This window comes from Rhodocaloribacter sp. (assembly GCF_056451265.1).
The window spans coordinates 76,547-101,049 of the sequence record NZ_JBWOPL010000041.1 but is presented as its reverse complement, the minus strand read 5'-3'; the positions used below and the strand labels follow the sequence as shown (position 1 = coordinate 101,049).

The 24,503-nt window shown below is 64.9% G+C and carries 16 protein-coding genes and 1 tRNA gene; 9 read left to right on the top strand and 8 right to left on the bottom strand.

The annotated features are described in order from the left end of the window. Nucleotides 1-139: 139 nt before the first annotated feature. The 5 genes from AC1HIY_RS07155 to AC1HIY_RS07135 all read right to left on the bottom strand — a co-directional run bounded on the left by AC1HIY_RS07155 (nt 140) and on the right by AC1HIY_RS07135 (nt 11,816). Nucleotides 140-3,490: a VCBS repeat-containing protein gene (locus tag AC1HIY_RS07155; protein ID WP_479576034.1), complete on the bottom strand. Its 3,351-nt coding sequence runs from the start codon at nt 3,488-3,490 to the stop codon at nt 140-142. Between the two features lie 261 nt (nt 3,491-3,751). After that, nucleotides 3,752-5,365 (bottom strand): RagB/SusD family nutrient uptake outer membrane protein, encoded by a 1,614-nt coding sequence (locus tag AC1HIY_RS07150; protein ID WP_479576033.1) that lies wholly within the window; start codon nt 5,363-5,365, stop codon nt 3,752-3,754. A gap of 77 nt (nt 5,366-5,442) precedes the next feature. Continuing rightward, nucleotides 5,443-8,523: a SusC/RagA family TonB-linked outer membrane protein gene (locus AC1HIY_RS07145; protein WP_479576032.1), complete on the bottom strand. Its 3,081-nt coding sequence runs from the start codon at nt 8,521-8,523 to the stop codon at nt 5,443-5,445. Nucleotides 8,524-8,869: 346 nt separating this feature from the next. Next, nucleotides 8,870-9,886, bottom strand: coding sequence for a LacI family DNA-binding transcriptional regulator (locus AC1HIY_RS07140; protein WP_479576031.1), 1,017 nt, complete (start codon nt 9,884-9,886; stop codon nt 8,870-8,872). A gap of 319 nt (nt 9,887-10,205) precedes the next feature. Continuing rightward, nucleotides 10,206-11,816, bottom strand: a complete 1,611-nt coding sequence (locus AC1HIY_RS07135) for an alpha-amylase family glycosyl hydrolase (protein WP_479576030.1) — start codon at nt 11,814-11,816, stop codon at nt 10,206-10,208. 195 nt (nt 11,817-12,011) lie between these two features. Between AC1HIY_RS07135 and AC1HIY_RS07130 the strand changes: the two genes are divergently transcribed. Together AC1HIY_RS07130 and ruvC are read left to right on the top strand one after the other, a co-directional pair. Next, complete coding sequence (locus AC1HIY_RS07130; protein ID WP_479576029.1) at nt 12,012-12,758, top strand: YebC/PmpR family DNA-binding transcriptional regulator; 747 nt, start codon at nt 12,012-12,014, stop codon at nt 12,756-12,758. Nucleotides 12,759-12,825: 67 nt separating this feature from the next. Next, nucleotides 12,826-13,371, top strand: a complete 546-nt coding sequence (gene ruvC, locus AC1HIY_RS07125; protein ID WP_479576028.1) for a crossover junction endodeoxyribonuclease RuvC — start codon at nt 12,826-12,828, stop codon at nt 13,369-13,371. Between the two features lie 41 nt (nt 13,372-13,412). Here ruvC and AC1HIY_RS07120 read toward each other — a convergent pair whose 3' ends face one another. Continuing rightward, on the bottom strand, nt 13,413-13,697 hold the full coding sequence (locus AC1HIY_RS07120) for a DUF4290 domain-containing protein (RefSeq protein ID WP_456425902.1): 285 nt from the start codon (nt 13,695-13,697) through the stop codon (nt 13,413-13,415). A 295-nt stretch (nt 13,698-13,992) separates the two neighbouring features. Here AC1HIY_RS07120 and AC1HIY_RS07115 point away from each other — a divergent pair, with 295 nt between their 5' ends. From AC1HIY_RS07115 to clpP, 7 genes are all read left to right on the top strand, one after another. Then, entirely contained in the window at nt 13,993-14,286 is a 294-nt protein-coding gene (locus AC1HIY_RS07115; RefSeq protein ID WP_479576027.1) for a hypothetical protein, read from the top strand. A gap of 220 nt (nt 14,287-14,506) precedes the next feature. Continuing rightward, entirely contained in the window at nt 14,507-15,448 is a 942-nt protein-coding gene (locus AC1HIY_RS07110; RefSeq protein ID WP_479576026.1) for an ABC transporter ATP-binding protein, read from the top strand. 58 nt (nt 15,449-15,506) lie between these two features. Continuing rightward, the gene (locus AC1HIY_RS07105; RefSeq protein WP_479576025.1) at nt 15,507-16,802 is read left to right on the top strand and encodes an ABC transporter permease; all 1,296 of its coding nucleotides are present in this window, start codon (nt 15,507-15,509) and stop codon (nt 16,800-16,802) included. Nucleotides 16,803-17,097: 295 nt separating this feature from the next. Continuing rightward, a complete protein-coding gene (locus AC1HIY_RS07100; RefSeq protein WP_479576024.1) occupies nt 17,098-20,418 on the top strand; it encodes a peptidase MA family metallohydrolase in 3,321 nt (1,106 codons plus the stop codon). Between the two features lie 150 nt (nt 20,419-20,568). Next, nucleotides 20,569-20,910 carry a hypothetical protein gene (locus tag AC1HIY_RS07095; protein ID WP_479576023.1) on the top strand — a complete coding sequence of 114 codons (342 nt, stop codon included), beginning with the start codon at nt 20,569-20,571 and terminating at the stop codon, nt 20,908-20,910. A 118-nt stretch (nt 20,911-21,028) separates the two neighbouring features. Further along, complete coding sequence (gene tig, locus AC1HIY_RS07090) at nt 21,029-22,504, top strand: trigger factor (RefSeq protein ID WP_479576022.1); 1,476 nt, start codon at nt 21,029-21,031, stop codon at nt 22,502-22,504. A 306-nt stretch (nt 22,505-22,810) separates the two neighbouring features. After that, complete coding sequence (gene clpP, locus AC1HIY_RS07085) at nt 22,811-23,437, top strand: ATP-dependent Clp endopeptidase proteolytic subunit ClpP (protein ID WP_479576049.1); 627 nt, start codon at nt 22,811-22,813, stop codon at nt 23,435-23,437. 130 nt (nt 23,438-23,567) lie between these two features. Here the strand turns inward: clpP and AC1HIY_RS07080 are convergent. After that, nucleotides 23,568-23,640 (bottom strand) — tRNA-Glu (locus AC1HIY_RS07080). 68 nt (nt 23,641-23,708) lie between these two features. Continuing rightward, a complete protein-coding gene (locus AC1HIY_RS07075; protein ID WP_479576021.1) occupies nt 23,709-24,476 on the bottom strand; it encodes an ABC transporter ATP-binding protein in 768 nt (255 codons plus the stop codon). Nucleotides 24,477-24,503 lie beyond the last annotated feature (27 nt).

Below are 24,503 nucleotides of genomic sequence, written 5' to 3'. Positions count from 1 at the left end.
GAAAGGGTCGGCGATAGGTTGAAAAGGCGCTCGTAAGCGGGAGGGTCGAAGACGAGGGCACGACCCGGAGGAAGAAGGTTGTTTTGAGGAAGGGTGCGGAGAAAACGGCGAGGGGGCGCTCTGAATGATCTCTGCATGCTCATCGCACGACGAAGGTGCGCGCGGCCGCATCGTTCCGCGCGACGACGACGAGCCGTCGCCCGGGTGTGGCGACGAGGGCCATGCGCCGCGTCTGTCCGGGAACGAAGAAGCCGCTGTCTTTCGGCAGGACGGTCGTGAAGCCGAGCGCGCCGTCGCCGCGAAGGAAAACGCCGTAGCTCGCGTCCATGCGCCCGAGTTCGGGTTTGAAGCCGAAAAAGTTACCGGCGAGGAGGAGGTCCGTGCGCCCGTCGCCGTCGAAGTCGTCGGCGAGGAGGCCGTACATGGGCGAGAGCTGCGCTTCGAACGGGAGCGCGTGGAAGGCGAACGTCCCGTCGCCGAGGTTCTCGAAGACCGCCGTTCGAAGCTCGTACGCCTTTTTCACGAGCGCGCCTTCGAGCTCCGCCGGCGTGAAAAGCTCCTCGACGGATTTTCCCGCGTACGACGCGTGGGTGGGAAACCGTTCCCCGAGGAAGCGAAGCTGCCCGACGAGGTCCTTCCGGAGCGCCATCGGGAGGCTTTTGCCGTCTTTGTACACCGAGAGGATCTGCTCCACCCACCCGTTCCGGTCGAAGTCGTGGACGACCATCGTGAGCGGTTCCGAGGGGGTGGCGCGGAGCCTGGCGTTCAAGCCGAGGTTGCCCGCCACGAGGTCGAGGTCGCCGTCGCCGTCGAGGTCGGCGGGGAGGAGGCGGTTCCACAGGCCGTGGCTTCGGTCGAGGCCGTCGTCGGTGCGTCGTTCGAGCCTGCCGCCGCCCGCGTTTCGGAAGACGGTGACCGGCATCCACTCGCCCGCCGTCACGAGGTCCGCGCGTCCGTCGCCGTCGAGGTCGGTCCATACGGCGTCGGTGACGAGGCCCACGCGGGCAAGGCCGGGCGCGCGCTCGTCGGGGACCTTCGTGAAGAAGCCGCGTCCGTCGTTTTCGAGGAGGACGCTTTCGGGCGTCTCGCCGTATCGCCACGGCACGGAGCGCGCGCCGACGAAGAGGTCCGTGTCGCCGTCGCCGTCGAAGTCGGCGGGGGCGACCACCGAGCCGCTCTCGTACATCCCCGGCAGGCGACGCACCGTTTTCTCGAAGCCGCCGCGTCCGTCGTTGAGGTAGAGACGGTCCACGAGGCCCGGAGCCATCTGCCCGTATTCGCTCCCGCCGCTGACCACGTAGAGGTCCTTGTCCCCGTCGCCGTCGGCGTCGAAGAAGGCGGCGCTCACGTCCTCGGCGATGGCGTCGGCGTCGAAGACGTCCGTGTCGGCCCGCGTGAACGCGCCGTCCGTCGTCTGAAGGAAGAGCGCGCCCGGCGACGCCTTCGCTCCGCCGAAGAAGAGGTCCGTGCGCCCGTCGCCGTTCACGTCGGCGGCGGCGAGGGCCGGGCCTTCGGTCGAGAGCATCTTCGGCAGGAGCGGTTCCCGCTTGAAGTCGACGAAAGGGTTCTCGCGATGGACGAAGTCGGGGCCGACGTCGTCGGTGACGTCCTCGAAGTGGAGGTCGGCCGGGGGCGGTGAGCGGTAGACGTACGTGCCCCGCGCATCGGCCTGTCGGAGCGTCAGGCGTTGGTCGGCGGCGACGTCCGCGCGCATCTCGAAGCGGTCGTCCGGCCACACGACGAGGAGCGAGTCGACGCGCACGGACGAGCCGAGACCGAAGGTGAGCACCGCGTCCACGGTCGATTGAAAGCCGCGTATGGGCATCTGTTCGAGGTACAGCGTTTGCCCGTCGCGAAAGAGCATCACCTTCGCGCCGACGCCCCGGGTGTTGGCCCCCTCGCCTTCGAGCGCGACCTGAAGGTAGTGGCGGGTGCGGAGCGTGTCGGTTTCGTTCCGATAGACGAACGCCTCGTGGTTGAGGTTGTTGACCACGAGGTCGAGGTCGCCGTCGTTGTCGAGGTCGCCGTAGGCCGAGCCGTTCGACCAGCTCGGGGCGTCGAGGCCCCATTCGGCGGCGCGGTTGGTGAACGTGAAGTCGCCGTTGTTGGCGAAGAGGTAGTTCGGCAGCCGCGTCGAGGCGATGCGCGAGAGGAGCTTCGGATAGTTCAGCCCTTCCTCGGCCACGAACTCGCGGATGCTCGCGTCGCTCCCGAACGATTGGATGAAGTCCTGGTCGGTGAGGTCCTTGTAGACGCCGTTGGCGACGAAGATGTCCTTGTATCCGTCGAGGTCGAAGTCGGCGAGGAGGGCGCTCCAGCTCCAGTCCGTCGCGGCGACGCCGGCGATCAGGCCGATCTCGCTGAAGGCGCCGTCGGCGTTGTTCCGGTGGAGCATGTTGCGCATGATCTGATGGTAAAAATCATTGCGCAGGCCGCCTTCATAGGCTTCCCACGAATCGAACGTCGAGGTCGTTTTGAGGCGGAGGTCGCTCTCGGGCAGCATGTCGGTGACGTAGATCTCGGGGTAGCCGTCGTTGTTGAGGTCGGCCATGTCCGCGCCCATCGACGACTGGCTGATGTGGGGCATGGCCTCTTTGACGGCTTCGCGGAACGTGCCGTCGTGGTTGTTGAGGTAGAGGTAATCGCGCTCGAAGAAGTCGTTCGAGAGGTAGAGGTCGGGCCAGCCGTCGCGGTTCACGTCGCCGACGGTGACGCCGAGGCCGAAGCCGATCTCGCTGCCGTAGATGCCGGCGGCTTCGCTCACGTCGGTGAAATGGCCGTCGTCGTTACGAAAGAGGCGGTCGCCGCCGAGCGCGTGGCGGACGTGGCGGACGTTTTGCACCTTGAAGCTCGAGATCGGACGCGACGAGTTGTTCATGAGATAGAGGTCGAGGTCGCCGTCGCGGTCATAGTCGAAGAAAGCGGCGTGCGTGCCGTAGCCCCGGTCGTCGAGACCGAAGGCGGCGGCGCGTTCGTCGAAGCGGGGCACGCCGTCGTCGTCCACGCCCCGGTTGATGAAGAGCTCGTTGGCGCGGTCGTCGCCGGGGACGTCGCCCGAATTGCACACGTAGAGGTCGAGGTCCCCGTCCCCGTCCACGTCGGCGATGCTCACGCCGGTGGCCCATCGGTGCGAGCCGCCGACGCCGGCGCGGTCCGTCACGTCTTCGAACACGAAGTCGCCCCGGTTGAGGTAGAGGCGGTTTTCGAGCTGGTTGGCGGTGAAGAAGACGTCGAGGAGTCCGTCGTCGTTGAAATCGGCCAGCCCGACGCCGCCGCCGTCATAATAATTGCGATAGGTGAAGACGTTGAACGCGTCGGTGTCGGTGAGCCGGTTGACGAAGTCGATGCCGGTGTATGTCGCCGGGAGGAGGGTGAACAGCTTGTCGCCCGCGACGTGGATCGCTTCCCGGGGCGGCTTTTCCTGCGCGCATCCGGCCGGGAAGAGAAGGCCGATCAGGGGGAGGAGAAGCGAAAGGGCGCGGCGTGGCATCGGGCGTATCGGGCGGGTCAGGGGGTGGGGGAAGAGGTCACTATGGTTGAGGATGCGCCCGGTTCCCGGCGTCGGGGGACGCGCGATGCGGGCTTGTGTCAAGGGCGATCGCCCGGCAGGGGCGACCGGCCGATCGCCCCTACACGTTGCGGAAAGGCGAGTGAGGCGAAGGGGCTCAAAAAACGAACCCCGCCCGTCCACGTGGGGCGAGCGGGGTTGTTTCGAGGTAGCCGTTACCCGAAGGGCAACGTTCGGTCCGGTTTAGTAACCGGGGTTTTGGGTCAGGTTCGGGTTGGCGTCGATCTGGACCTGCGGGACCGGCCCGACGACGCGGAAGCCTTCGCTCTGGGGTTTGAATTCCCAGGCGCGGGTGAACTGATCGAAGCGGATGAGGTCCTGGCGGCGGGTGGCCTCCCAGAACAGTTCGCGTCCGCGTTCGGCCAGCACGTGGTCGAGAGCCTCTTGCTGGCTGTTCGCCGTGAGCGGTTCATCCGGGTCGAAGCTCCGGGCGCGCACGAGGTTGAGCAGGTCCATGCCGCCCTGCACGTTGCCCTGGCGGATGAGCGCTTCGGCCTTGATCAGGTACATCTCCGCCAGGCGGAAGAAGGCGTAGTTGTTGCCGTTGTCGCCGCCCGTACGAGCCGGGTCGATCTCCCACTTGAGGATGCGCACGCCCGAGGTCTCATTGACGCCGACGGGGGTGCCGGTGACGGGGTTTCCGTTGGGGTCGAGGAACTCTTCGGTGAACACGAGCGGGTTGCCGACGCGGTCCTGGAGCGGGTCACCCGAGGAGAAGCACTCCGCGCCGATGCATCCCTCGTTGGGGCTGGAGAACATCTGTCCGACGAGGAACATGTTCTTGCGGCGGTCGGTGTCTTCGAAGGACTCGAAGCGTTCGGCGAGCGTCGAGAAGCCGTTCCACGGCGTCTGCGGGATCTGGTTGTAGTGGAGCGTCCGCATGATGAAGTTCAGCCCGAGGCCCGGCTTGCCGAGGTGCCCGACCTGGAAGATGATCTCCGGCGAGTTGTGGTTATCGACGCGGAAGTTGTCGAAGTAGTCGCCGGCGAGGCTGAACTGCCCGGAGTTGATCACCCGGTCGGCGGCGGCGATGGCGTCCTGCCAGCGATCGGATCCGCGCTGGATGCCGGACGTGGAGATCGTGCCGGTGAACTCGCGGGCGTTGAGGTAGATTTTCGCCAGGAGGGCGTCGGCGGCCCACTTCGTGGCGCGGCCCAGGTTGGCGTCATCCCATCTGTCGGGCAAGGCGCTGCGGATCGCGTTGAGCTCGCTCTCGATGAAGGAGAACACTTCGGCGCGGCTGGCGCGCGAGGGCGGATTGTCCGGGTCGACGGCGGCCTCCTCGACGATGGGCACGCCTCCGAAAAGGTCCATCAACTGGTAATAGTAGAAGGCGCGGAGGTAGCGCAGCTCTGCGCTGACGGCGTCCTTCGTGCTCTGGTCCACGTCGGCGTTGGCCAGGTTTTCGAGCACCACGTTGGCGCGGGCGACGCCCGTGTAGGCATCGACCCAGGCGCCGTTCCAGTCCACCGTCAGGGCGTCCCAGTTATGCTGGTGCAGCTGTCGCCAGTGGCCGCCGTCGTCCCAGTCCGTGCCGCGCACGGGGATGATGGCTTCATCGGAGGTCACTTCACTGATGTTGTGGTAATTCCACATCATGGCCCGAAGCTGGGCATAGACCGGCGCGAGGGCCGCGACGATCTCGGCGTCGGTCTTGAAGAACTGGTCGGGCGTGATGACGCCGAAGGTCTCCTCGTCCAGATTGGTGCAGCCCTGGAGCGTCACGGCCGCCGGAGCGAGGAAAGCCGCCGCCAGCAGGACGACCGTCCAGGTCTTGCGCGTTAGGAAGGCATTCATGGGATTAAGGGTCTGGTGTAAAAGTTGAAATACGGGACAGGGCTTCTATCAAGCACCCGGAGGTCAGGGGATGACCACTAGAACCCGATGCTGATGCCCGCCGTGAAGGTGCGCGGACGCGGGTAGTTCGTGTAGTCAATGCCGAGGCTGGTGATCGGGATGTTGCCCACGCTGGCCGAAGCCTCCGTGTTCGCTTCCGGGTCGAAGCCGTCGTAAGGCGTCAGGACGAACAGGTTGTTCGCCGCCACGTAGATGCGCGCCCGGCGGATCATGCCCACGGCGGAGCTGAGCGTCTTGACGTTCTTGAACGTGTAGCCGAGCGTGATATTCTCCATGCGCAGGAACGAGGCATCCTGCACCCAGCGCGAGGACCAGACCGGCGCTTCGGCAAGCGGTGTCGGATCGTTGAGCGCGGACCGGAGGAAGTTGACGTTCGTGTTGAGCAGGTTCTTCGAAGAGTATTCGAGCGCGGTGTTGTTGAACACCTCACGTCCCTGCTCGCCCCGGAGGAAGAAGCTGAAGTCCCAGCTCTTGTACGTCAGATTCGCCGACAGACCGTAGGTGAAGTCCGGCTGGGCGTTGCCGATGATCTGGAGCTTGCGGTTGCCCTGCGCGTCGAGCTCGAAGGCCTGGGAGCCCTGCTCGAGGCCGGCGCACTCGGCAGAGTTCTGATCCACATCCACGCCGCAGAAGCCGAGAAACTTCGGGCCGAAGAACGTCCCGAAGGGTTCGCCGGGCGTGAGGATCTGTGTGTTGATCTGCGACAGACCCGCGCCGCTGGCGCGTCCGGTGAAGATCTGCGTCCGCCCGCCGAGGTTCTGGATCTCGTTGCTGTTGGCGTTGAACGTTGCGCCGAGTTCGAGGAACAGGTCGCCCCGGTCGAGCACGACGCCGTTGAGCGAGAAGTCGATGCCGGTGTTTTTCATCTTGCCGGCATTGGCCAGACGCGTCGGCACGGCGGCCGGCTGCGGCACTTCGAACTCGAGCAACAGGTCGTCGGTGGTTTTGCTGTAAAACTCCACCGAGCCGTAGACGCGGCTCCCCCACAGGTCGTAGTCGAGACCGACGTTGAACTGGGTCGTTTCCTCCCACTTCAGGTTCGGGTTGGGGAAGTTCGTCGGAGCCACGCCGGAGACTTCACTCTCGCCGATGACCGCGTTCCCGGCAGAGCCGAAGATGGGCAGTGAACGCAGGTTGCCGATCTCCTGGTTGCCCGTGACGCCCCATCCGAAGCGGAGCTTGAGGTCGCTGATGGCCTCGATACTTTTGAGGAAACGCTCGTCCGAGAGCCGCCAGCCCACCGTGACCGCCGGGAAGATGCCCCACTTCTCGTCCTTACCGAAGCGCGAGGAACCGTCGCGGCGAAGGGAGGCGGAGAGGATGTACCGGCCCTTGTAGTCGTAGTTCAAGCGGCTGAAGAACGAGATCAGGCGGCTCTTCTGCTTGAAGGATTCCTGTCGGAACGTGTTCGAGCTGCCGGCGGCGAGGTTGTTGTACTCGAACAGGTCCGTGACGAAACCCTGGGCGGCGGCGCGGAAGCCCTCCTGCGTGAACTCCTGGAACGAGTAGCCGCCCACGAGGCTCACGTTGTGTTGCTCCTCGAAGACGCGGGCATAGGTGCCGTAGACCTCGACGAGTTCCGAGCTGAACTCGGCGTTGGACTGGATCGCTTCCCCGTTGACCGATGAACGGAGCGGGTTGGCGCCCGGGATGAAGTAGCGCCGGCTGGCCTGCTGCCGGTCGAGGCCGAGGTTCACCGTGCCGGTCAGGCCCTGCGTGAGGAAGGTGAAGTCATAGTCCGCCTTGAAGCTTCCGAGCACGCGGGTCGTCTTGGTGATGTCCGCGATCTGCCTGGCCATGGCCACCGGGTTTCTAACCGACGTCTGGCCGGGGATCTCGAAGAACTCGTCGCTGCCGACGACGCCGTCGCCGTTGCGGTCGGCATGGACGGGCAACGTCGGGTTATACTTCATGACGTTGGTCAGCAAGCCGCCTTCAAAGCCGCCGGTCTGGTTGAACGGCGCGCGGTTGTCGTTGAAGAACGACCCCGTCAGGCGCGTATCGAGCCGGAGCCGATCGTCGAAGGCTTTGTGGTTGACGTTGATGCGACCCGAGACGCGCTCAAGCCCGGAGTCGATGATGATGCCTTCGTTGTTGAGGTAACTGACCGAGGCCCGGTACTGCGTGGCCGTGGTGCCGCCTCCAAAGGACAGGTTGTGCTGCTGCGAGACGGCGTCCCGCGTCACGGCATCCTGCCAGTCGGTGTTGGCGTTGCCGAGGTTGTTCTCCGGAAGCCCGAACCGGCGGACGGCTGCGCGGTACTCGTCGGCGGTCAGCAGGTCCAGCTTTTTGGCGAAGGTCGACGTAGAGACGTAGCCGTCATAATCGACCTGGATCTGCCCGGCGCGTCCTTTCTTCGTGGTGATGAGGATGACCCCGTTGGCGCCGCGGCTTCCGTAGATGGCCGCCGCCGAGGCGTCCTTGAGGATGTCCACGGACTCGATGTCGTTCGGGTTCAGGAAGACGAGCGGGTTCTTGCGCCCGGAGGAGGGGGTGTTGCCGCCTTCGCCGATCAGCTGCGGCGAGCTGTTGCTGTTGTCGATCGGCACGCCGTCGATGACGTAGAGCGGCTCGTTCGAGGCGCTGATCGAGGTGCCGCCGCGGATGCGGACCGTCACCGGCGCACCCGGCTCCCCGCCGTTCTGGATCACGTTCACCCCGGCCACGCGCCCCTGGAAGAGTTGCTCCGGAGAGTTGATGAGCCCGACGTTCGCCTCATCGGCGATCACGCGCTCGGCCGAACCGGTGATGTTGGCCCGGCGCTGCGTCCCATATCCCACCACGACCACCTCGTCGAGCAAGACCTGGTCGACTTTCATCGCCACGTTGATGACGTTCGACGTGCCGACGGGGACTTCCTGGGTCTGATAACCGACGAAGGAAAATACGAGCACATCCCCCTCGTTGGCCTGGATGCTGTATTCTCCGTCGATGCCGGTGGTAGTGCCGGTCAGGGTTCCTTTGATGGCAATGTTGACGCCCGGCAGGGGGAGACCGCTTTCGGCGTCCGTTACCGTACCGCTGACGGTCTTCTGCGCCAGAGCAAGGCTCGCGCAGGAAAGCATCAGGATACTGAAGAGCAGTATACGTTTGACCATGTCGATTAAGCGTTAAGTTGGCGGGATTTACGGGTGAGGCAAACCAAATCGTGCGGCCCGACGCGAAGTAGACCGCGCGATCCAATGGGTGTTCGGAAGATGAAAGTCAGGCAAAATAGGCGCGTACCTGTTTCGTCTGCCGCCGGACAATAGCTTTCAGAGACGAAGGAGGGGGCGGTAAAAGCGCTTACATGCGCCTGTGTTCGACGCCCAAAGGCGTATGGAGGCACAGGAAAATCAACGCAAAATACACCCCAATGTCAACAGGGGATAAAGAAAATGTAAACGATTACGTCAGGCAAGGGAATTCGGATCGCCCTATGGGCGAAGGCAAGGGCGCGCGAGGCTAGACCACCGGCGCCGGGCCGCACGATTGCCGAACGACGAGTTCGGGTTGAAGCACGACGAGCGAAGCCGGGCGCGCCGGGTCGGCGATGCGTTTCAACAGCAATTCCGCCGCGCAGCGCCCGATGGCATGGCCGGGTTGCCGGACGGTCGTCAGCGGAGGGTTCAGGGAAGCCGCCCACGGCATGTCGTCGAAACCGATGATCGAGAAATCGTGCGGCGGATGAAAGCCCCGCAGGTGGATGGCTTCGAGCGCGCCGAGGGTCATCAGGTTGTTGCACACAAAAAGCGCCGTGGGCGGCTCGGGCAGATCGAGCAAAGCGTCGGTCTGCCGGAGGCCGCTCCGATACTTCGAGTCTCCCTCGCGCACCAGGGCGGGGTCCGGCGCGACGTGATGCTTTGAAAGCGCTTCCATGTACCCCTCCAGGCGCTCCCGGCTCGTCGAGAGCGACGGCAGCCCGGTGATGATCCCGATGCGCCGGTGACCCAGGCGGATCAGCCGCTCGACAGCCTCGAAAGCGCCGCGCCGGTTGTCGACGACGACGGTGTCGGGCGAACTCCCCGGCAGCCGCCGGTCCAGGCACACGACGGGCAGACGATCCTTCTCCAGCAGGTCCTCGATGACGCGGTTCTCGCCGGGGATGGGCGGCAGGATGATGCCGTCCACCGATTCGGCCTGCATCGTGTTCAGATAGAACGCCTGTTTTTGGGGATCCTCGTCCGAACTGCACAGGATGACGGCATATTCATGCGTGTAGGCATAGTCTTCGACGCCGCGCGCCACGTCGGAAAAGAAGGGGTTCTGGATGTCGGGGATCATCAGGCCGAGGATGTGTGAGCGCCCGCCCTGCACGCGCAGCCGCCGCGCTACCCGGCTGCGCCGGTAGCCGAGCCGCTCGATGGCGTCCTCGACCCGTTTGCGGGTCTTCGCGTGCACCTTTGGCGAGCCGTTCAGGACCCGGGAGACGGTTGCGGAAGAGACGCCGGCCTCCCGCGCCACATCTTGTAAGGTTGCCATAAAGGATCTCTGGGATTTCGAGTAGAGCGCCTCCCGAGTTCGTCCGCGCACGGAAGGGGCGCCCGGTGAAGAGCGTCCGGGAAAATGGAGATACCCTCGGGGAGGTGATGTAATCGTTTACCTTTCAAAAAAAGACGGCTCGGTCAGAAAACGTTTTCGGGGGAAAGACTCTGAGAAGATTGGAGGAGCGTGGACCGAAACATGTAGATGGAGCATGGGGCCCGCGCCGGGGGAATCGACCCACAAATCTAGAAATCGGAACGGCGCATTGCAAGCAAGGCGTGTGAAAACGGGTTCGGGAGCGCCGGGCAGCCCGGCGTCATCGGGCAAGGATTACGGCCTCGTGGGGGCGCAGGGACACGTGTTCGCGGAGCGGCTCGTCGTCGCGGTCGAGGTGGGAGGAGAGGAGGAGGCGGCCCTGCCCCGGGAAAGGCACGCGCGCGGGTTCCGCCGCGAAGTTGAGCGCGATCATGACGGTTTCGCCGTCGGCCTGTCGGAGATAGGCGAAAACGTTCGGGGGGACGTCGTCGAGGGGTTGGTAGTCGCCCGCGTGGAGGGCGCGGGTGTTTTTTCGAAGCGTGAGCAGCCGTCGGTAGAGGGTGAGCGTCGAGCGCGGGTCCTTCAGCTCGGCGTCCACGTTGACCGATTCATAGTCGTCGTTGAGGGGGAGCCAGGGTTCGCCGGTGGTGAAGCCTGCGGCGTGAGAGGCGTTCCAGGGCATGGGGGTGCGGCATCCGTCGCGGCCGAGGCCGGGCACGCGCAGCCCCCACGGATCCTGCCGTTTTTCGGGCGGGATGTCCACTTCGCGCAGGCCGAGTTCATCGCCGTAATAGAGGGTGGGCGTGCCGCGCAGCGTGAGCAGAAGCACGGCGGCGACGCGGCTCTGCGCCCGTCCGTAGCGCCCGGCGATGCGCGTCTCGTCGTGGTTGCCGAGCACGTAGTTGGGCCAGGCGCCTTCGGGCAGGGCCGCCTCCAGGCCGTCCACCACGGCGCGGACGGCGCGGGCTTCCCAGTTCGGCCGCAGGAGCGCGAAGTTGAACGGCATGTGCAGCTCGTCGAGGTTCTCGCCGTAATACCGGGCCCACGCGTCCCAATCGTACAGATGGATCTCGCCGACGGCGAAGCGCTCGCGCTCGCGGCTGTAGGCATCGAGGAGGCGGCGCAGGTCCCGGAAGACGCCGTGCACGTCCTCGTGGCCCTTGTCATACAGGTGAAGCTGCGTATCGTAGGCGCCCATGTCCTTGTGGTAGTCGCCGGGATGCGGGTTCGGCGGATTGTCGCGTTCGAGCGGATCCTTCATGATGAAGTGCGCCACGTCGATGCGGAAGCCGTCCACGTCGCGTTCGAGCCAGAAGCGGAAGACCTCGAACATGGCGCGGCGGACCTCGGGGTTGCGCCAGTTCAGATCGGGCTGTTCCTTGAGGAACGAGTGCAGATAATATTGTCCGGTCGTTTCGTCCCATTCCCACGCCGGTCCGCCGAAGACGCTCAGCCAGTTGTTCGGCGGGCCGCCGTCGGGAGCGGGGTCGCGCCAGACGTACCAGTCGCGCCGGGGATGGTCTCGGGAGGCGCGCGATTCGACGAACCACGGATGCGCCTCGGACGTGTGGTTCGGCACGACGTCGATGATCACCTTGAGGCCGCGTTCGTGTGCTTTCCCCACGAGCGCATCGAACGTGGCGAGGTCGCCGAAGAGGGGGTGGACGTCGGTATAGTCGGAGACGTCGTAGCCGAAGTCGGCCATGGGGGAGGGGTAGAAGGGCGAGAGCCAGAGGGCATCCACGCCGAGCGTGTGGTCGAGGTAGTCGAGCGTTTCGATGATGCCCCGGAGGTCGCCCACGCCGTTGCCGGTGGTGTCTTTGAAACTGCGGGGATAGATCTGATAGATGACGCCGGTTTTCCACCACGGCGCGTTCGGAGGGAGGGGCATGGGGCGGGAAGGGATGGGTTGGAGGGAAGCGCACGAAGATACCGCCGACGACGTGCGGAGTTTCGTCGTGCGAGGGGCGTTCCAATGCGAGGGCGTTTGCGCGCGAATTATCCCGGAAGAGGACCGTAAGTGCGGGAGGCGGCGTATATTGAGGACGAATCGTCTCGAGCATCGTGAACAGAGAAAAGGAAGACTATGGCGGGCCACAATAAATGGTCGAAGATCAAGCGGCAGAAGGCTGCGACGGATGCGAAACGTTCGAAAGCGTGGGCGCGCATCACGCGCGACATCATGGTGGCGGCCCGGGAGGGCGGCGGCGATCCCGGCATGAACCCCCGCCTGGCGCTGGCCGTCGAGAAGGCCAAGAGCGAGAACATGCCCAAAGACAACATCGAGCGGGCCATCAAGCGGGGCACGGGCGAGATCGAGGGGGCCGACTACGAGGAAATCACGTACGAAGGGTATGCGCCGCACGGTGTGGCGGTCTTCGTCGAGGCGCTCACCGACAACACGAACCGCACGGTGGCCGACCTCCGGGCGCTTTTCAGCAAGGCGGGCGGCAGCCTCGGACAAAGCGGCTCGGTGGCCTTCCTCTTCGACCGCAAAAGCATCTTCGAAATCCCCGCCGAGGGTCTTGACGAGATGGAGCTTTTCGAACGCGTCGTCGAAGCCGGTGCGGAGGATCTGACGGAGGAGGACGGCGCGTTCGTCGTCACGGCGCCGGTGGAGCAGTTCGGTGCGGTGCAGGAGGCGCTCGAAGCGGCGGGCATCGAGCCGGAGGAGGCGAGTCTTCAGCGCATTCCCACCACCACGGTCACGCTCGATCCGGAGGCGGCGCGGAAGGTCGCCGCGCTGATCGAGAAGATCGAGGAGCACCCGGACGTGCAGGCCGTCTATACCACGCTCAACCTCGACGAGGCCACCCTCGAAGCGCTCTCCTGACCTCCGGCGATTCCCCCTGTTTCCGGCGCTCGGGAACGGGTTTTCTCACGCATGCCCCACCCGCTCCATGATTATTCTCGGCATCGATCCAGGCTCGCGTTTCACCGGCTACGGCGTCGTCGAAGTGACGCGGGGGCAACCGGAACGGTTGATCGAATACGGGGCGCTCAAGCTCGATACACAGGACGATCACCAGCTCCGCCTCAAGCACATCTATGAGCGGGTCACGGGCGTGATCGAGCGATGCTTGCCGGATGCGTGCGCCATCGAGATGCCGGTCTACGGGCGCAACCCGCAGTCGATGTTGAAGCTGGGTCGGGCGCAAGCCGCCGCCATGCTCGCGGCGCTCAACCGGGGCGTGCCCGTGACCGAGTACACGCCGAAGGAAGTGAAGAAGGCCGTCACCGGCATGGGGCAGGCGTCGAAGGAGCAGGTCGCGTACATGATCCGCACGCTGCTCGCCATCGAGGCAGACGCGCCGGAGGTTACGCTCGACGCCTCGGACGCGCTGGCGGTGGCGGTGTGCCACGCGCATCGCCTCGCGCACGGGGCCACGCGCCGGCATAAGAACTGGGCTGAGTTCGTCCGAAGCAATCCGGACCGGATCGGTTGACGGGGAGCGCGGCCGCAGACGCGCGGCCGCGGACGCGCGGATCAGTCGTAAAAATATCCCCGCTCTTCGTCGCGGACGCGAACGACCTCGGCCACCTCATTGAGGTCGAGCGTGCCCTTGCTCATGCGCATGATGAGGTGCGCGATCTGCCGGTCTTTCTGCGGCGCCTGGTTCCATTCCGGATGGGCCTGTTCGATGATGCTGATGAGGATGCGCAGGTAGGGATAGCGTTCTTCGGCGGTCTCCATTTGGCCGATGGCCTGGGCGAACAGTTCGGCGTTTCGCCCGACCTGCCGGTCAACGATCTTGTCGCGATAGGTGGTCATGAAAGTGCGGTAATGAAAAGGTGGGAAGAGAGGATGCCGGGAGGCTGCCGAGCGGGCAGCGGTGGGAATCGTATGGGGCGACTATAATACCCAACGGGCGGCGGCAAACCAAGCCGCCTTATCGGAAAAACGACGAAAACGCCCGGGTGGCCCGGCGGAAGGGAACGCGCGTCGGACGCGGCGGGACTGAATCTTGTCCGGGCACGCGGCGTTAGAGACCCGCCCCGAATCGGCGTTGCCGTCGGCCCCCCCACCAGGGTTTTTGTGCGTTGCGCAGTCAGACAAGCAGGTTCTCGTGAGAAAAGCACGTGCGGCGAAGAAGAATGGATTGAGTCCCTATCGGCTGGAGCTGCTGCCCCGGGTGCCGGCCTTTCACCGGCGCGCCCGGCGAAGGAAAGAGCTCAGCGAAGGACAACTCGTGTATTATGGCCCGATGCCGGTCTATTACGGCATCGGTGAGGTCAAACGCGTGGTCGAGAACTACGTGGCCGTGGACTTCCGGGGGACCGGCCAGTTCGGCGTGCATGAGGACGTGTTCGAAAAGCAATACCTGATCCCGATCCCGTCGGCGACGATGAATTTGCTCTGAGCCTCGGAAGCATTGCGGGCGTGGAGGGGCGAGGCGTATCTTGGCGCCGTCTCTGCGCGTTGTCCCGGTGGCAACGGCGGGTGCTCCCCGTCACCCGAACCCCTTCGGCAGGACCGTCTTCCCGATGCGAGCGACTGCCCCGTTGCGCCTCAGCTTCTGCGCAACTTTTGGAGGGGAGGCTCGAAGAAGATGTTGTTTTTTTGCGATCCGCTGCAGGCCTATGATGCTCTCTCTCGAGAACGTGACGAAGCGATACGACGACCTCGTGGCCGTGAACCACGTCTCCTTCACGGCGCATCCGGGGCGGATCCTCGGTCTGCTCGGTCCCAACGGCGCGGGCAAGACCTCCACCATTCGCATGATTGCGTACATCACCGTGCCGGATGAGGGGCAGGTGCTCCTCGACGGTCAACCGGTGGGACCGTGGAGCCAGGAGCGCATGGGCTATCTGCCCGAAGAGCGGGGGCTGTACAAGAAGATGAAGGTGGGCGAGCAACTGGTCTACCTGGCCGAACTGAAGGGGCTCTCGCGCTCCGATGCCCGGAAGAAGGTGCGGCACTGGCTCGACCGCTTCGGCGCGAGCGACTGGGCGGGGAAGAAAACCGAAGAGCTCTCCAAGGGGATGCAGCAGAAAGTGCAGTTCATCGCCACCATCCTCCATGCGCCCGAACTGCTCATCCTCGACGAGCCTTTCGGCGGCCTTGACCCGATCAATGCCGAGTTGCTCAACGATGTCATCATGGAACTGAAGGAGGACGGGCGCACGATCCTCTTTGCCTCACACCGCATGGAACAGGTGGAACAGTTGTGCGACGACATCTGCCTGATCTCGAAGGGGGAGATCGTGCTGCAGGGAGCGCTTCGCGAGGTGAAACGTCGCTTCGGGCGCAACACCATCCTGCTCGACTTCGACGGCGACGATGCGTTCCTCGACGAGATCGAAGCCGAAGGGCTGGCGCGGGTGAGTATGCGGAGCCGGAGTCACGCGGAGCTTCGCCTGCTCGACGGGGCGACGCCGCGTCGCGTGCTCGAACGGGCCCTGGCCGGCGTGCGGGAGATCACGCGCTTCGAACTCGTGGAGCCGCCGCTGCGGGAAATCTTTGTCACCGTCGTGAGCGGCCGCCGGCAGGAGCCGGAAGCGTCCGGGGCCGCCGCCGGATGACCGTGTGGACCGGCGTTCGCGGGGTGGGCGCACCCTCTCATTTTGAGCCGTTGATGCTATGAGCAAAATCTGGATCGTCCTCAAGAACGAATTCTTGCGACGGGTGCGTTCGAAGTGGTTCATCCTCACCACGTTGCTCGGTCCCATCGCGTTGATCGCCTTCTTCGTGATCATCGGCGTGGTGGCGGTTTCGGCCATGGAAGGCGGAGAACGCACCATCGCGGTGGTCGACGAGACGGGCGTGCTGTTGCCGGATCTGGAGGCGTCGTCGGACGAACGGTACCGGTTCGTCGCGCCCGACGTCCCGCCGGATTCGGTGCGGAGCGCGGTGATGGCGGGCCGATACGACGGTTATCTGGTGCTCCCGGCCGGGTTGCTCGACGGTGAGGGAGAAGCCGTGTACTACTCGCCGGAGGGCGGCGGGGCCTCGGTCTTTCAGGGAGAAATTGCGGGGCGGGTGCGGAGCGCCGTCGAGAAACAACGGCTGCTCCGGCGCAACGTGCCGCTCGAAGTGATCGACATCCTGAAGGAACGCGTGCCGATCCGCATGGTGAAGCTGACCGAAGCGGGCGAGACTGCCGGGGACACGGGTGCGTACATCGTGGTCGGATTCATCATGGGATTCCTCATCTATCTGGCCATGCTCATCTACGGCTCCGTGGTGATGCAGGGCGTCATCGAGGAGAAGCTCAGCCGCGTGGTCGAAATCATCGTCTCGTCGGTGCGGCCCTTTCAACTGCTCATGGGCAAGGTGCTCGGCATCGGCGCGATGGGGCTGGTGCAGATGGTGGTGTGGGCGGCGCTCATCATGGCAGGGACGCTCTTCTCGGGGACCATCCTCTCGCTCTTCCTCGACCCGGCGAAGCTGAACCTCCCGGTCGACGCCTCGCAGGAGGAACTGCTGGCCGCGGCCAACTTCACCCCGCCGCACCTCTCGCCGGACGTCTTCGTGTGGTTCGTGCTTTTCTTTCTCGCGGGCTATCTGCTTTATGCCAGCCTCTTCGCCGCCATCGGCTCGGCGGTGGAACAGCAGCAGGACGCCCAGTCCCTGCTCCTGCCGGTGATGATGCCGATCATCATCTCGATCATCTTCATCCAGCCGGTCATCGAAGCGCCCAACTCCACGCTGGCGGTGCTCCTGTCGATGATCCCCTTCTTTTCGCCCATCCCGATGGTGGTGCGCGTGGCCGTCACCGACGTGCCCTTCTGGCAGGTGTCGCTCTCGTTCCTCTTGCTCGTCGGCGCGTTCATCGGGGCGATCTGGGTGAGCGCCCGCGTCTATCGCGTCGGCATCCTCATGTACGGCAAAAAGCCGCGCCTCAAGGACCTCCTCCGATGGATCCGGTACGCGTGAGGAAGCGCCCGAGAGGGCGATCCGCGGGAGAGGACGGCTGGTTTGGGAAATGACGAACGTCCTGACGCGAAATGTGTGGGTGTATGGGTGTGGGACCTCGACGCGACCGAAGGGAGCCCCCGACGGCGAACGAAGGTGAGTCCCCTGACCCGGGCGGACGCGAGCCTCTGATGTCCCCCCTTTTTGCCTTGGATTTCAGGAACTTGGAGGAAGGCGTCGGTTAGAACCCGGTGTCTCTCCGCGTGTAAATTTCCCCTTTCCAATGTCGAACGCGTCGTGGTGTCGGGTCCGGAGGATGGCGGCGGCCCTGCTCGTGGCAGGGGCGGTGACGGGAGCGGTGGCGGGACGGGCATCGGCCCAGTATTTCCGGTTCGGAAAAAACAAGGTGCAGTACCGGGCCGAGACGTGGCACTACGTGCAGTCGGAGCACTTCGACGTCTATTATTATGAGGGTGGAGAGCGTCTGGCCGGCTTCACGGCGCGGGCGGCGGAGCAGGCGTACGCGCAGATCACACGGCTCTTCCAATACCGCCTCACGCACCGCATTCCCCTGATCGTCTATCAGAGCCACAACGATTTTGCGGTGACCAATGCGGTGGACCTGCCTGCCTACTCCGAGGGCATCGGCGGCGTCACCGAACTGTTCAAAAATCGCATCGCCGTGCCGTTCACCGGCGACTATCGGGATTTCCGCCGCGTGGTGCACCACGAACTCGTCCACGCCGTCCTCAACGATATGCTTTATGGCGGGTCGATTCAGGCCATCCTTCAAAACAACATCCGGCTTCGGCTGCCGTTGTGGTTCAACGAAGGGCTGGCCGAGTATGCCGCCCTCGGGTGGGACACCGACTCCGACATGTACGTGCGGGAGGCGGTTCTCGACGATCAACTGGCCTCCATCGAGCGCCTCGACGGTTTCTTTGCCTATCGCGGCGGGCAGAGCGTGTGGGATTACGTGGCCGAGCAGTACGGAGACGAGAAGATCGCCGACATTCTTCAGCGCTTGAAGGCCGGGCATTCGGTGGACGGCGCCTTCCGGCGGGCGACGGGCCTTTCGCTGGAAGACCTCTCCCGACGCTGGCACAAAGCGCTCCGCGAGGTCTATTTCCCCGAGGTGGCCGCCCGCGAGGATCTCGGCGTCATTGCCCGCCCGCTCATCACGCGCGAGGACGGCTTCTACAACACCAGCCCCGCGCTCTCGCCGCAGGGAGACCGACTGGCGTTCGTCACCACGAAGAACGGCCTCTTCGACGTCTATCTGGCCAATGTCACGGACGGCACGATCCTTCGAAAGCTGGTGGCGGGGCAGACGAGCACGGCCTTCGAGAGCCTGCGCATCCTCACGCCCGGCCTGTCGTGGAGCCCCGACGGGGAGAAGATCGCGCTGGCCGTCAAGAGCGGGCCGAGCGACGCCGTCGCCGTGGTGGACGTGCGCACCCGCGCCGCGACGCACTACCGCGTCCCCGGCGTCGATCAGATCCTGTCCGTGGCGTGGAGCCCGGACGGCGCGCGCATCGCCTTCGAAGCGTCGGTGGATGAACAGAGCGACCTCTTCGTGCTCGACCTCGCCACGGGCGAGACGGTCAACTATACGAACGATGTCTTCAGCGACCACGAGCCGGCGTGGAGCCCGGACGGCGCGGCCCTCGTCTTTCACAGCGACCGGGGCGCCCACCTCGAAACGGGACGCTATCGGGGCGATGCCTTCCGGATGATCGACCAGGACTATCACCAGTTCGACGTCTATCGCCTGAGGTTCGGCGCGGACCGCCTCGAACGGCTCACGTTCGACGAACAATGGGACGACAAGCACGCAAAGTTTGGCGCGGACCCGAACCGGCTGCTCTTCGTCTCGGACCGGAACGGGGTGTACAACCTGTATGAAAAGGATCTCGCCACGGGCGTCGAACGGCCGCTCACGGATCTGGCGGTGGGGGTGATGCAGGTGGCGCTCTCGGCGGACGGGCAGCGCGCGGCGCTCGTGAGCCTGCGGGAAGGCACGCCGTCGATCTTCATCCTGCGTGCGCCTTTCGAGCGGGACCCGGGGCGCGCTCCGCTCGCGCCGAACGTGTGGGCGCAACGGGCGATGAAAGAGACTTCCGCGCCCGCCCCCGCGCTGGCGCTGGCCCGCCCCGCGCTCCGGCAGAGCAACCCCTTCCTCCGCGACGCCTCCGACGGCGTGCCGTATGCCCGCGACCGCACCCGCGACCCGCGATCGCTCCTGCTGGCGGCGGCGCAGCCTCCGTTCTCGGCCTCTTTCGAGGGCGCCGCCGACGCGGACGCCGCCCCGCCTCCTCTCGTCACCGACAGCCTGCACACCGGCGGCGTGCGCGTCGATTTCCCGGACTACACGTTCACCAGCGCCTTCGAAGAGATCCGCCGCGAACGGCGCGAGCGCCGCCGGGAAGCCGGCTACGAGGAGGGCGACCCCTTCGACGACCCCTTTCACCCGACGGACAACCTCGACGCCGAAGGCAACTTCAAACCGAAAAAATACCGGCTCAGCTTCTCGCCCGACATCGTCTACGGCACGGCGGGTTATGACGTGCTCTACGGGGTGCAGGGCATCACGCAGATGATGTTCTCCGACATGCTCGGCAACCACCGCATCGTCGTGGCCACGAACTTGCTCATCGATCTCCGCAATTCGGACTACATCATCGCCTACGATTACCTGCCGCGCCGCACCGACTGGAGCTTCACCGGTTTTCACACCTCGCGCCTGCTCCCCGATTTCCGCAGGCCCTCTCCTACGTACTTCCGCTACCGGCAGTACGGCGTGAGCCTGTCGGCCAGCTATCCGTTCGACAAGTTCCGTCGCCTCGACGTGGATCTGTCCGTCGTCGGCGTCAGCCAGGCCGACATCACCGACGCCGCCGAGCCGTCGCAGACGCGGACGCTCCTCTACCCGTCGGTCACCTTCACGCGCGACGTCACCACGCCGGGCTTCCTCGCGCCTTCCGGCGGGACGCGCGTGGCGCTGAGTCTCTCCGGCAGCCCCTTCAGCTTCAACGACCGCCAGGTGCAGTTCTTCTCCGTGCTCGCCGACGCGCGGGCCTACGCCTCGTTCGGGCGCGGCCGGTACAGCTTCGCCCTCCGCACCTCCGGCGGCGCTTCTTTCGGGCCGAACCGGCAACTCTTCTACAGCTCCGGCGTGCTCAACTGGATCAACCGCTCCTTCGACGAGGTCAACGGCTTCCCCATCGACGACCTCACCGACTTCGTCTTCGCCACCCCGATCCTGCCCCTGCGCGGCTTCGACATCAACGCGCGCAACGGCTCGTATTTCGGGCTCCTCAACGCCGAGTTTCGGTTCCCGCTCGTGGCGGCGCTCTTGCCGGGACCGCTGCCGATCCTCCCCCTCTACAACATCCAGGGCGTCGCCTTCACCGACGTGGGGGGCGTGTGGGGCGGGCGCGGCCTCGACAAACGGTTCAACGTCTTCCGCCAGAACGAAGACGGCAAGCGCGTCTTCGACGACCTGCTCGTCGGCGCGGGCTTCGGGCTGCGCACGATCCTGCTCGGCTATCCGGTACGCCTCGACTTCGCCTGGCCCTACGACGGGCGCAGCTTCGGCCCTCGAAACGTCTATCTCTCCGTTGGCTTTGACTTCTGAGTTTTCGTGAAAAAGTCGGCACGGTGACACTTTTTTGTCGAAAAGGGAAGAACTTATCCCGTTCGGCAGGGTCGATAGCGAGCCGGATGCTCTTCGGCAAATCCTACGCACACGGTTCACACGAGAGAACTCACAGGCTCGGAAAAGCTCATGCGCGAGATCACGGTGATGACGGGGCCGTTCCGGTATGAGGGGCGGCGGCTGGCGCGGGCGCGCGCCCGGCTCTTCGAGGACCGTCTGATGTTTTCCGGGATGGGATGGCGCGGGCCGCACCGACGCCTCGTGTCACTGGCCGACGTGGCCTCGGTCGAGTGGATCGACGGGGTGCGGGATCGCCGCACTGCCAACCTCGTGCTCACCCTTCACGACGGGGAGACGATCCGGGTGTGGATCCGGAGCGCGGGGCTGTGGAAGTTCAAGATCGAAGAGCTCATGCCCAAGCTGAAACGTCATGCGACGCCGCCGAAAAAGGCGCTCTACCCCGCCGCATGAGGGCGTTCAAGGTCAGAATATCTTTTCACGGAGGGGTGCCGAAGCATCCCTTTTCTTGTCGATAGACCGCCGTCGGACCCGGCCCCCGGCCGGTGCGAGACGCGCATTCCAGAGGACGATGCAGACAGAGATCAAACAGATCAGCGACGTCGAGTACGAGTTCGACGTGACCATTCCCGCCGAGGAACTGGCGGAAGAGCTCAACAAGGCGCTTCGGGCGCAGCGAAGCCGGGCCACCATGCGCGGCTTCCGGCCCGGCAAAGTGCCGCTTTCGCTCGTGAAAAAACTCCACGGGCAGGAGATCGGCGAGGCGCTGGCGGCCGAGCGGGTGCAGAAAGTCTACGAGAGCGAAGTGCTCGAAAAGGGCGCCTACGAGGTGCTCGGGCAACCCGTCCTGACACGGCTCGACTATGAACTCGAAGGCGACCTCCACGCCGCGGTGCGCTTCGGCGTGCGGCCCACGTTCGAACTCGAAGACCTGTCCGGCGAACAGGTGACGCGGCTCGTCCACGAGGTCACCGACGAGGAGGTCGAGCGGGAGATCGAGCGCCTGCTCGAAAAAGAGGCCGACCTCGTTCCGGTAGACGAGCCCGCCGGTCCCGAGGACTACGTCGAGGTCGAGATGCAGACCATCGACGAGGCGAGCGGGACCCCGATCATCGGGCAAAAGACGGAGCGCGCCTTTTTCCTCAACGATGAGGAGACGCCCGAAGCGCTCCGCAAGCCGCTCGTTGGAAAGAAAGCGGGCGAGACGGTCCGCGTGACGCTGGCGCACGATCATGACCACGGCGACGCCGGTTCCGGCGCTCCGCATCACACCCACACGTATGACGTGACGATCCGGGAAGTGAAGCGGCGGGAGATGCCCGAACTCGACGACGAGTTCGTCAAGGAACTCACCGAGGGCCGCATCGAGCGCGTGGAAGACCTTCGCGCCGACATCCGGAAGCATCTCGAAGAGATGTGGGAGAAGCGCGGGCGCGAGCTCATGGAAGGAGAGATGGTGGAACGGCTCGTGAAACGCCACCCGATCCCGGTGCCGGAGTCGGTCGTCGGCATGTACCTCGAGTCGTTCGTCGATGAATTGAAACAGTACGTCGGAGGCGAGATCCCCGAGGGCTTCGACCTGTCCGGCTACCTTCAGAGCCGTAAGCCCGACGCCGTGCGGCAGGCGCGGTGGATGTTCATCCGGGACAAGCTCATCGAGCAGGAAGGGCTGGAGGTGACGGACGAAGACCGGATGGCGCACTTCGAGGAGATGGCCGCCGAAGCCGAGTTCTCCGCCGACGACCTCCGCCAGTATTATCAGGTGAACCGGACGCTGATGGATCAACTCGACCAGCGCCTGCTCAACGAGAAGGTCTTCAAAGCTCTGGAGGCGAAGTTCGAGGTCGTCGAGAAAGACCTGGAGACGTACGAGGCGGAGATGAAAGCGCGCGAGGAGGAGGCGCTGCGTCTCGCCGAGGAAGCCCAACAGGCTTCCGAAGCGGAGTTCGAGATCATCGAGGGCGAGGAGCCGGAAGCCGCCGGGGCGGAGGCGACGGAAGCGGCCGCGCCGGAAGCCGGTAAAGACGAGGCCCGGGAGCAAGCCTGAGCGAGACGTTCCGGAGACCGGGGCCGCCGTCGCAGGCCGCTTCCGCCCCACATGGAGGGCGGCGCGGATGGCGCGGGCGCGCGCCCCGGAACGGTGTTTCGGCGACGGAACTAACGCCGTTCCGGCACGGTTGCATCAGGCGTAAAACAGGGGCGGCAGGAGGGCGCGGCTCTTCGAGGCCCGCTCTGCGTCGCATCATTCTGAACCCGATGGAAGGCAACGATGGTTGATGATTTTTTGAAATTCAGCAAGGGCCTGGGCACGCCGCCGGGCGGGATCTACAGCGGTCCTTTTCAGGAGAACTCGATGGGCGCGCTCGTGCCGATGGTGGTCGAGCAGACCACCCGCGGCGAGCGCGCCTACGACATCTTCAGCCGGCTTCTGAAAGAACGCATCATCATTCTCGGCACGGCGATCAACGATCAGGTGGCGAACCTGATGGTGGCCCAGTTGCTCTACCTGGCCAGCGAAGACCCCGAGCGCGACATCAATATTTATGTCAACTCGCCCGGCGGTTCCATCGACAGCGGGCTCGCCGTCTACGATACGATGCAGTACATCAGCTGTCCCGTAGCGACGATCTGCGTCGGTCTGGCCGCGTCGATGGGCTCGGTGTTGCTGGCGGCGGGCGCCGCAGGCAAACGCGCCGCGCTGCCGAACTCGCGCATCATGATCCACCAGCCCTGGATGGGCGGCGTGCAGGGGCAGGCTTCCGACATCGAGATCCACGCGCGGGAGATCCTGAAGATGAAGCGTCGGCTCTACGAGATCCTCGCCGAACATACGGGGCAGGACGTCGACAAGATCGAGGCCGACGCCGACCGGGATTACTGGATGGGCGCGGAAGAGGCCAAAGAGTACGGCCTGATCGACAACGTGCTCATGCCCAAGAAGCAGGCTTCCCCGGACGGGGAGCAAGGCAAAGGCGAATGACGCAGGCCCGGTCATGAAAAGACGAGCGGCTTCGGGAAACCGGAGCCGCTCTTTTTTTTCGTGCGGCGATCGCGAACGACTGCGGCGATCGCAAACAAAAAAGCCCCGGAGGAAGTGCTCCGAGGCTGGGTACCGCGTACGGGATTTGAACCCGTGTTACCGGCGTGAGAGGCCGGCGTCCTAGACCCCTAGACGAACGCGGCGTATCGTTTACAGGCAGTCGGAAACGCCTTTTGCGAATATCGGTTCCCGTCTCCGAAGCACGGGAGGGTCAGGCCGCGTGGAGGGCCTCGGTTTCGAGGTCGGCGAGGTCGAGGTGGGCGAGCGTCGGATGCGGCACGGGCTCGTCGTGCTCGATGCGTCCGTCGCGGAGGCGCACGATGCGGCGGGCGTGCTTGGCGATCTCAGCCTCGTGTGTGACGAGCATGATGGTGTTGCCCTTGCGATAGAGCGTTTCGAAGAGACGAAGGATCTCCTCGCCGGTGCGGGTGTCGAGGTTGCCCGTCGGCTCGTCGGCGAGCAGCAGCGAGGGGTTGTTGACGAGGGCCCGCGCCACGGCCACACGCTGCCGCTGACCGCCGGAGAGCTCGTTCGGCTTGTGATCGATGCGGTCGCCGAGACCGACGTTGTAAAGCGCGCGCTCGGCCATCTCCCGCCGCTCCCGTCGCCGGATGCCGGAGTAGATGAGCGGCAACTCCACGTTCTGCAGGCAGTTCACCCGGGGCAACAGATTGAACGTCTGAAAGACGAAGCCGATCTCCTTGTTGCGCACCTCCGCGAGTTCGTCGTCCGTCATCTCGCTCACGCGCTGGCCGTTGAGGATGTACGCGCCCGTGGTGGGCACGTCGAGGCAGCCGATGATGTTCATCATGGTCGACTTGCCCGAGCCGGAGGGGCCCATCACGGCGATGTACTCGTTCGGGTGGACCGTGAGCGAGACACCCGCCAGCGCGTGCACTTCCTGCGTGCCCATCTGGTAGACTTTCGTGATGTCGATCAACTCGATCAATGGTCGGCCGTCGCTCGGGGGTGCTCCCATATCGGTTCTTTCAGCGTCTGGTCTTCG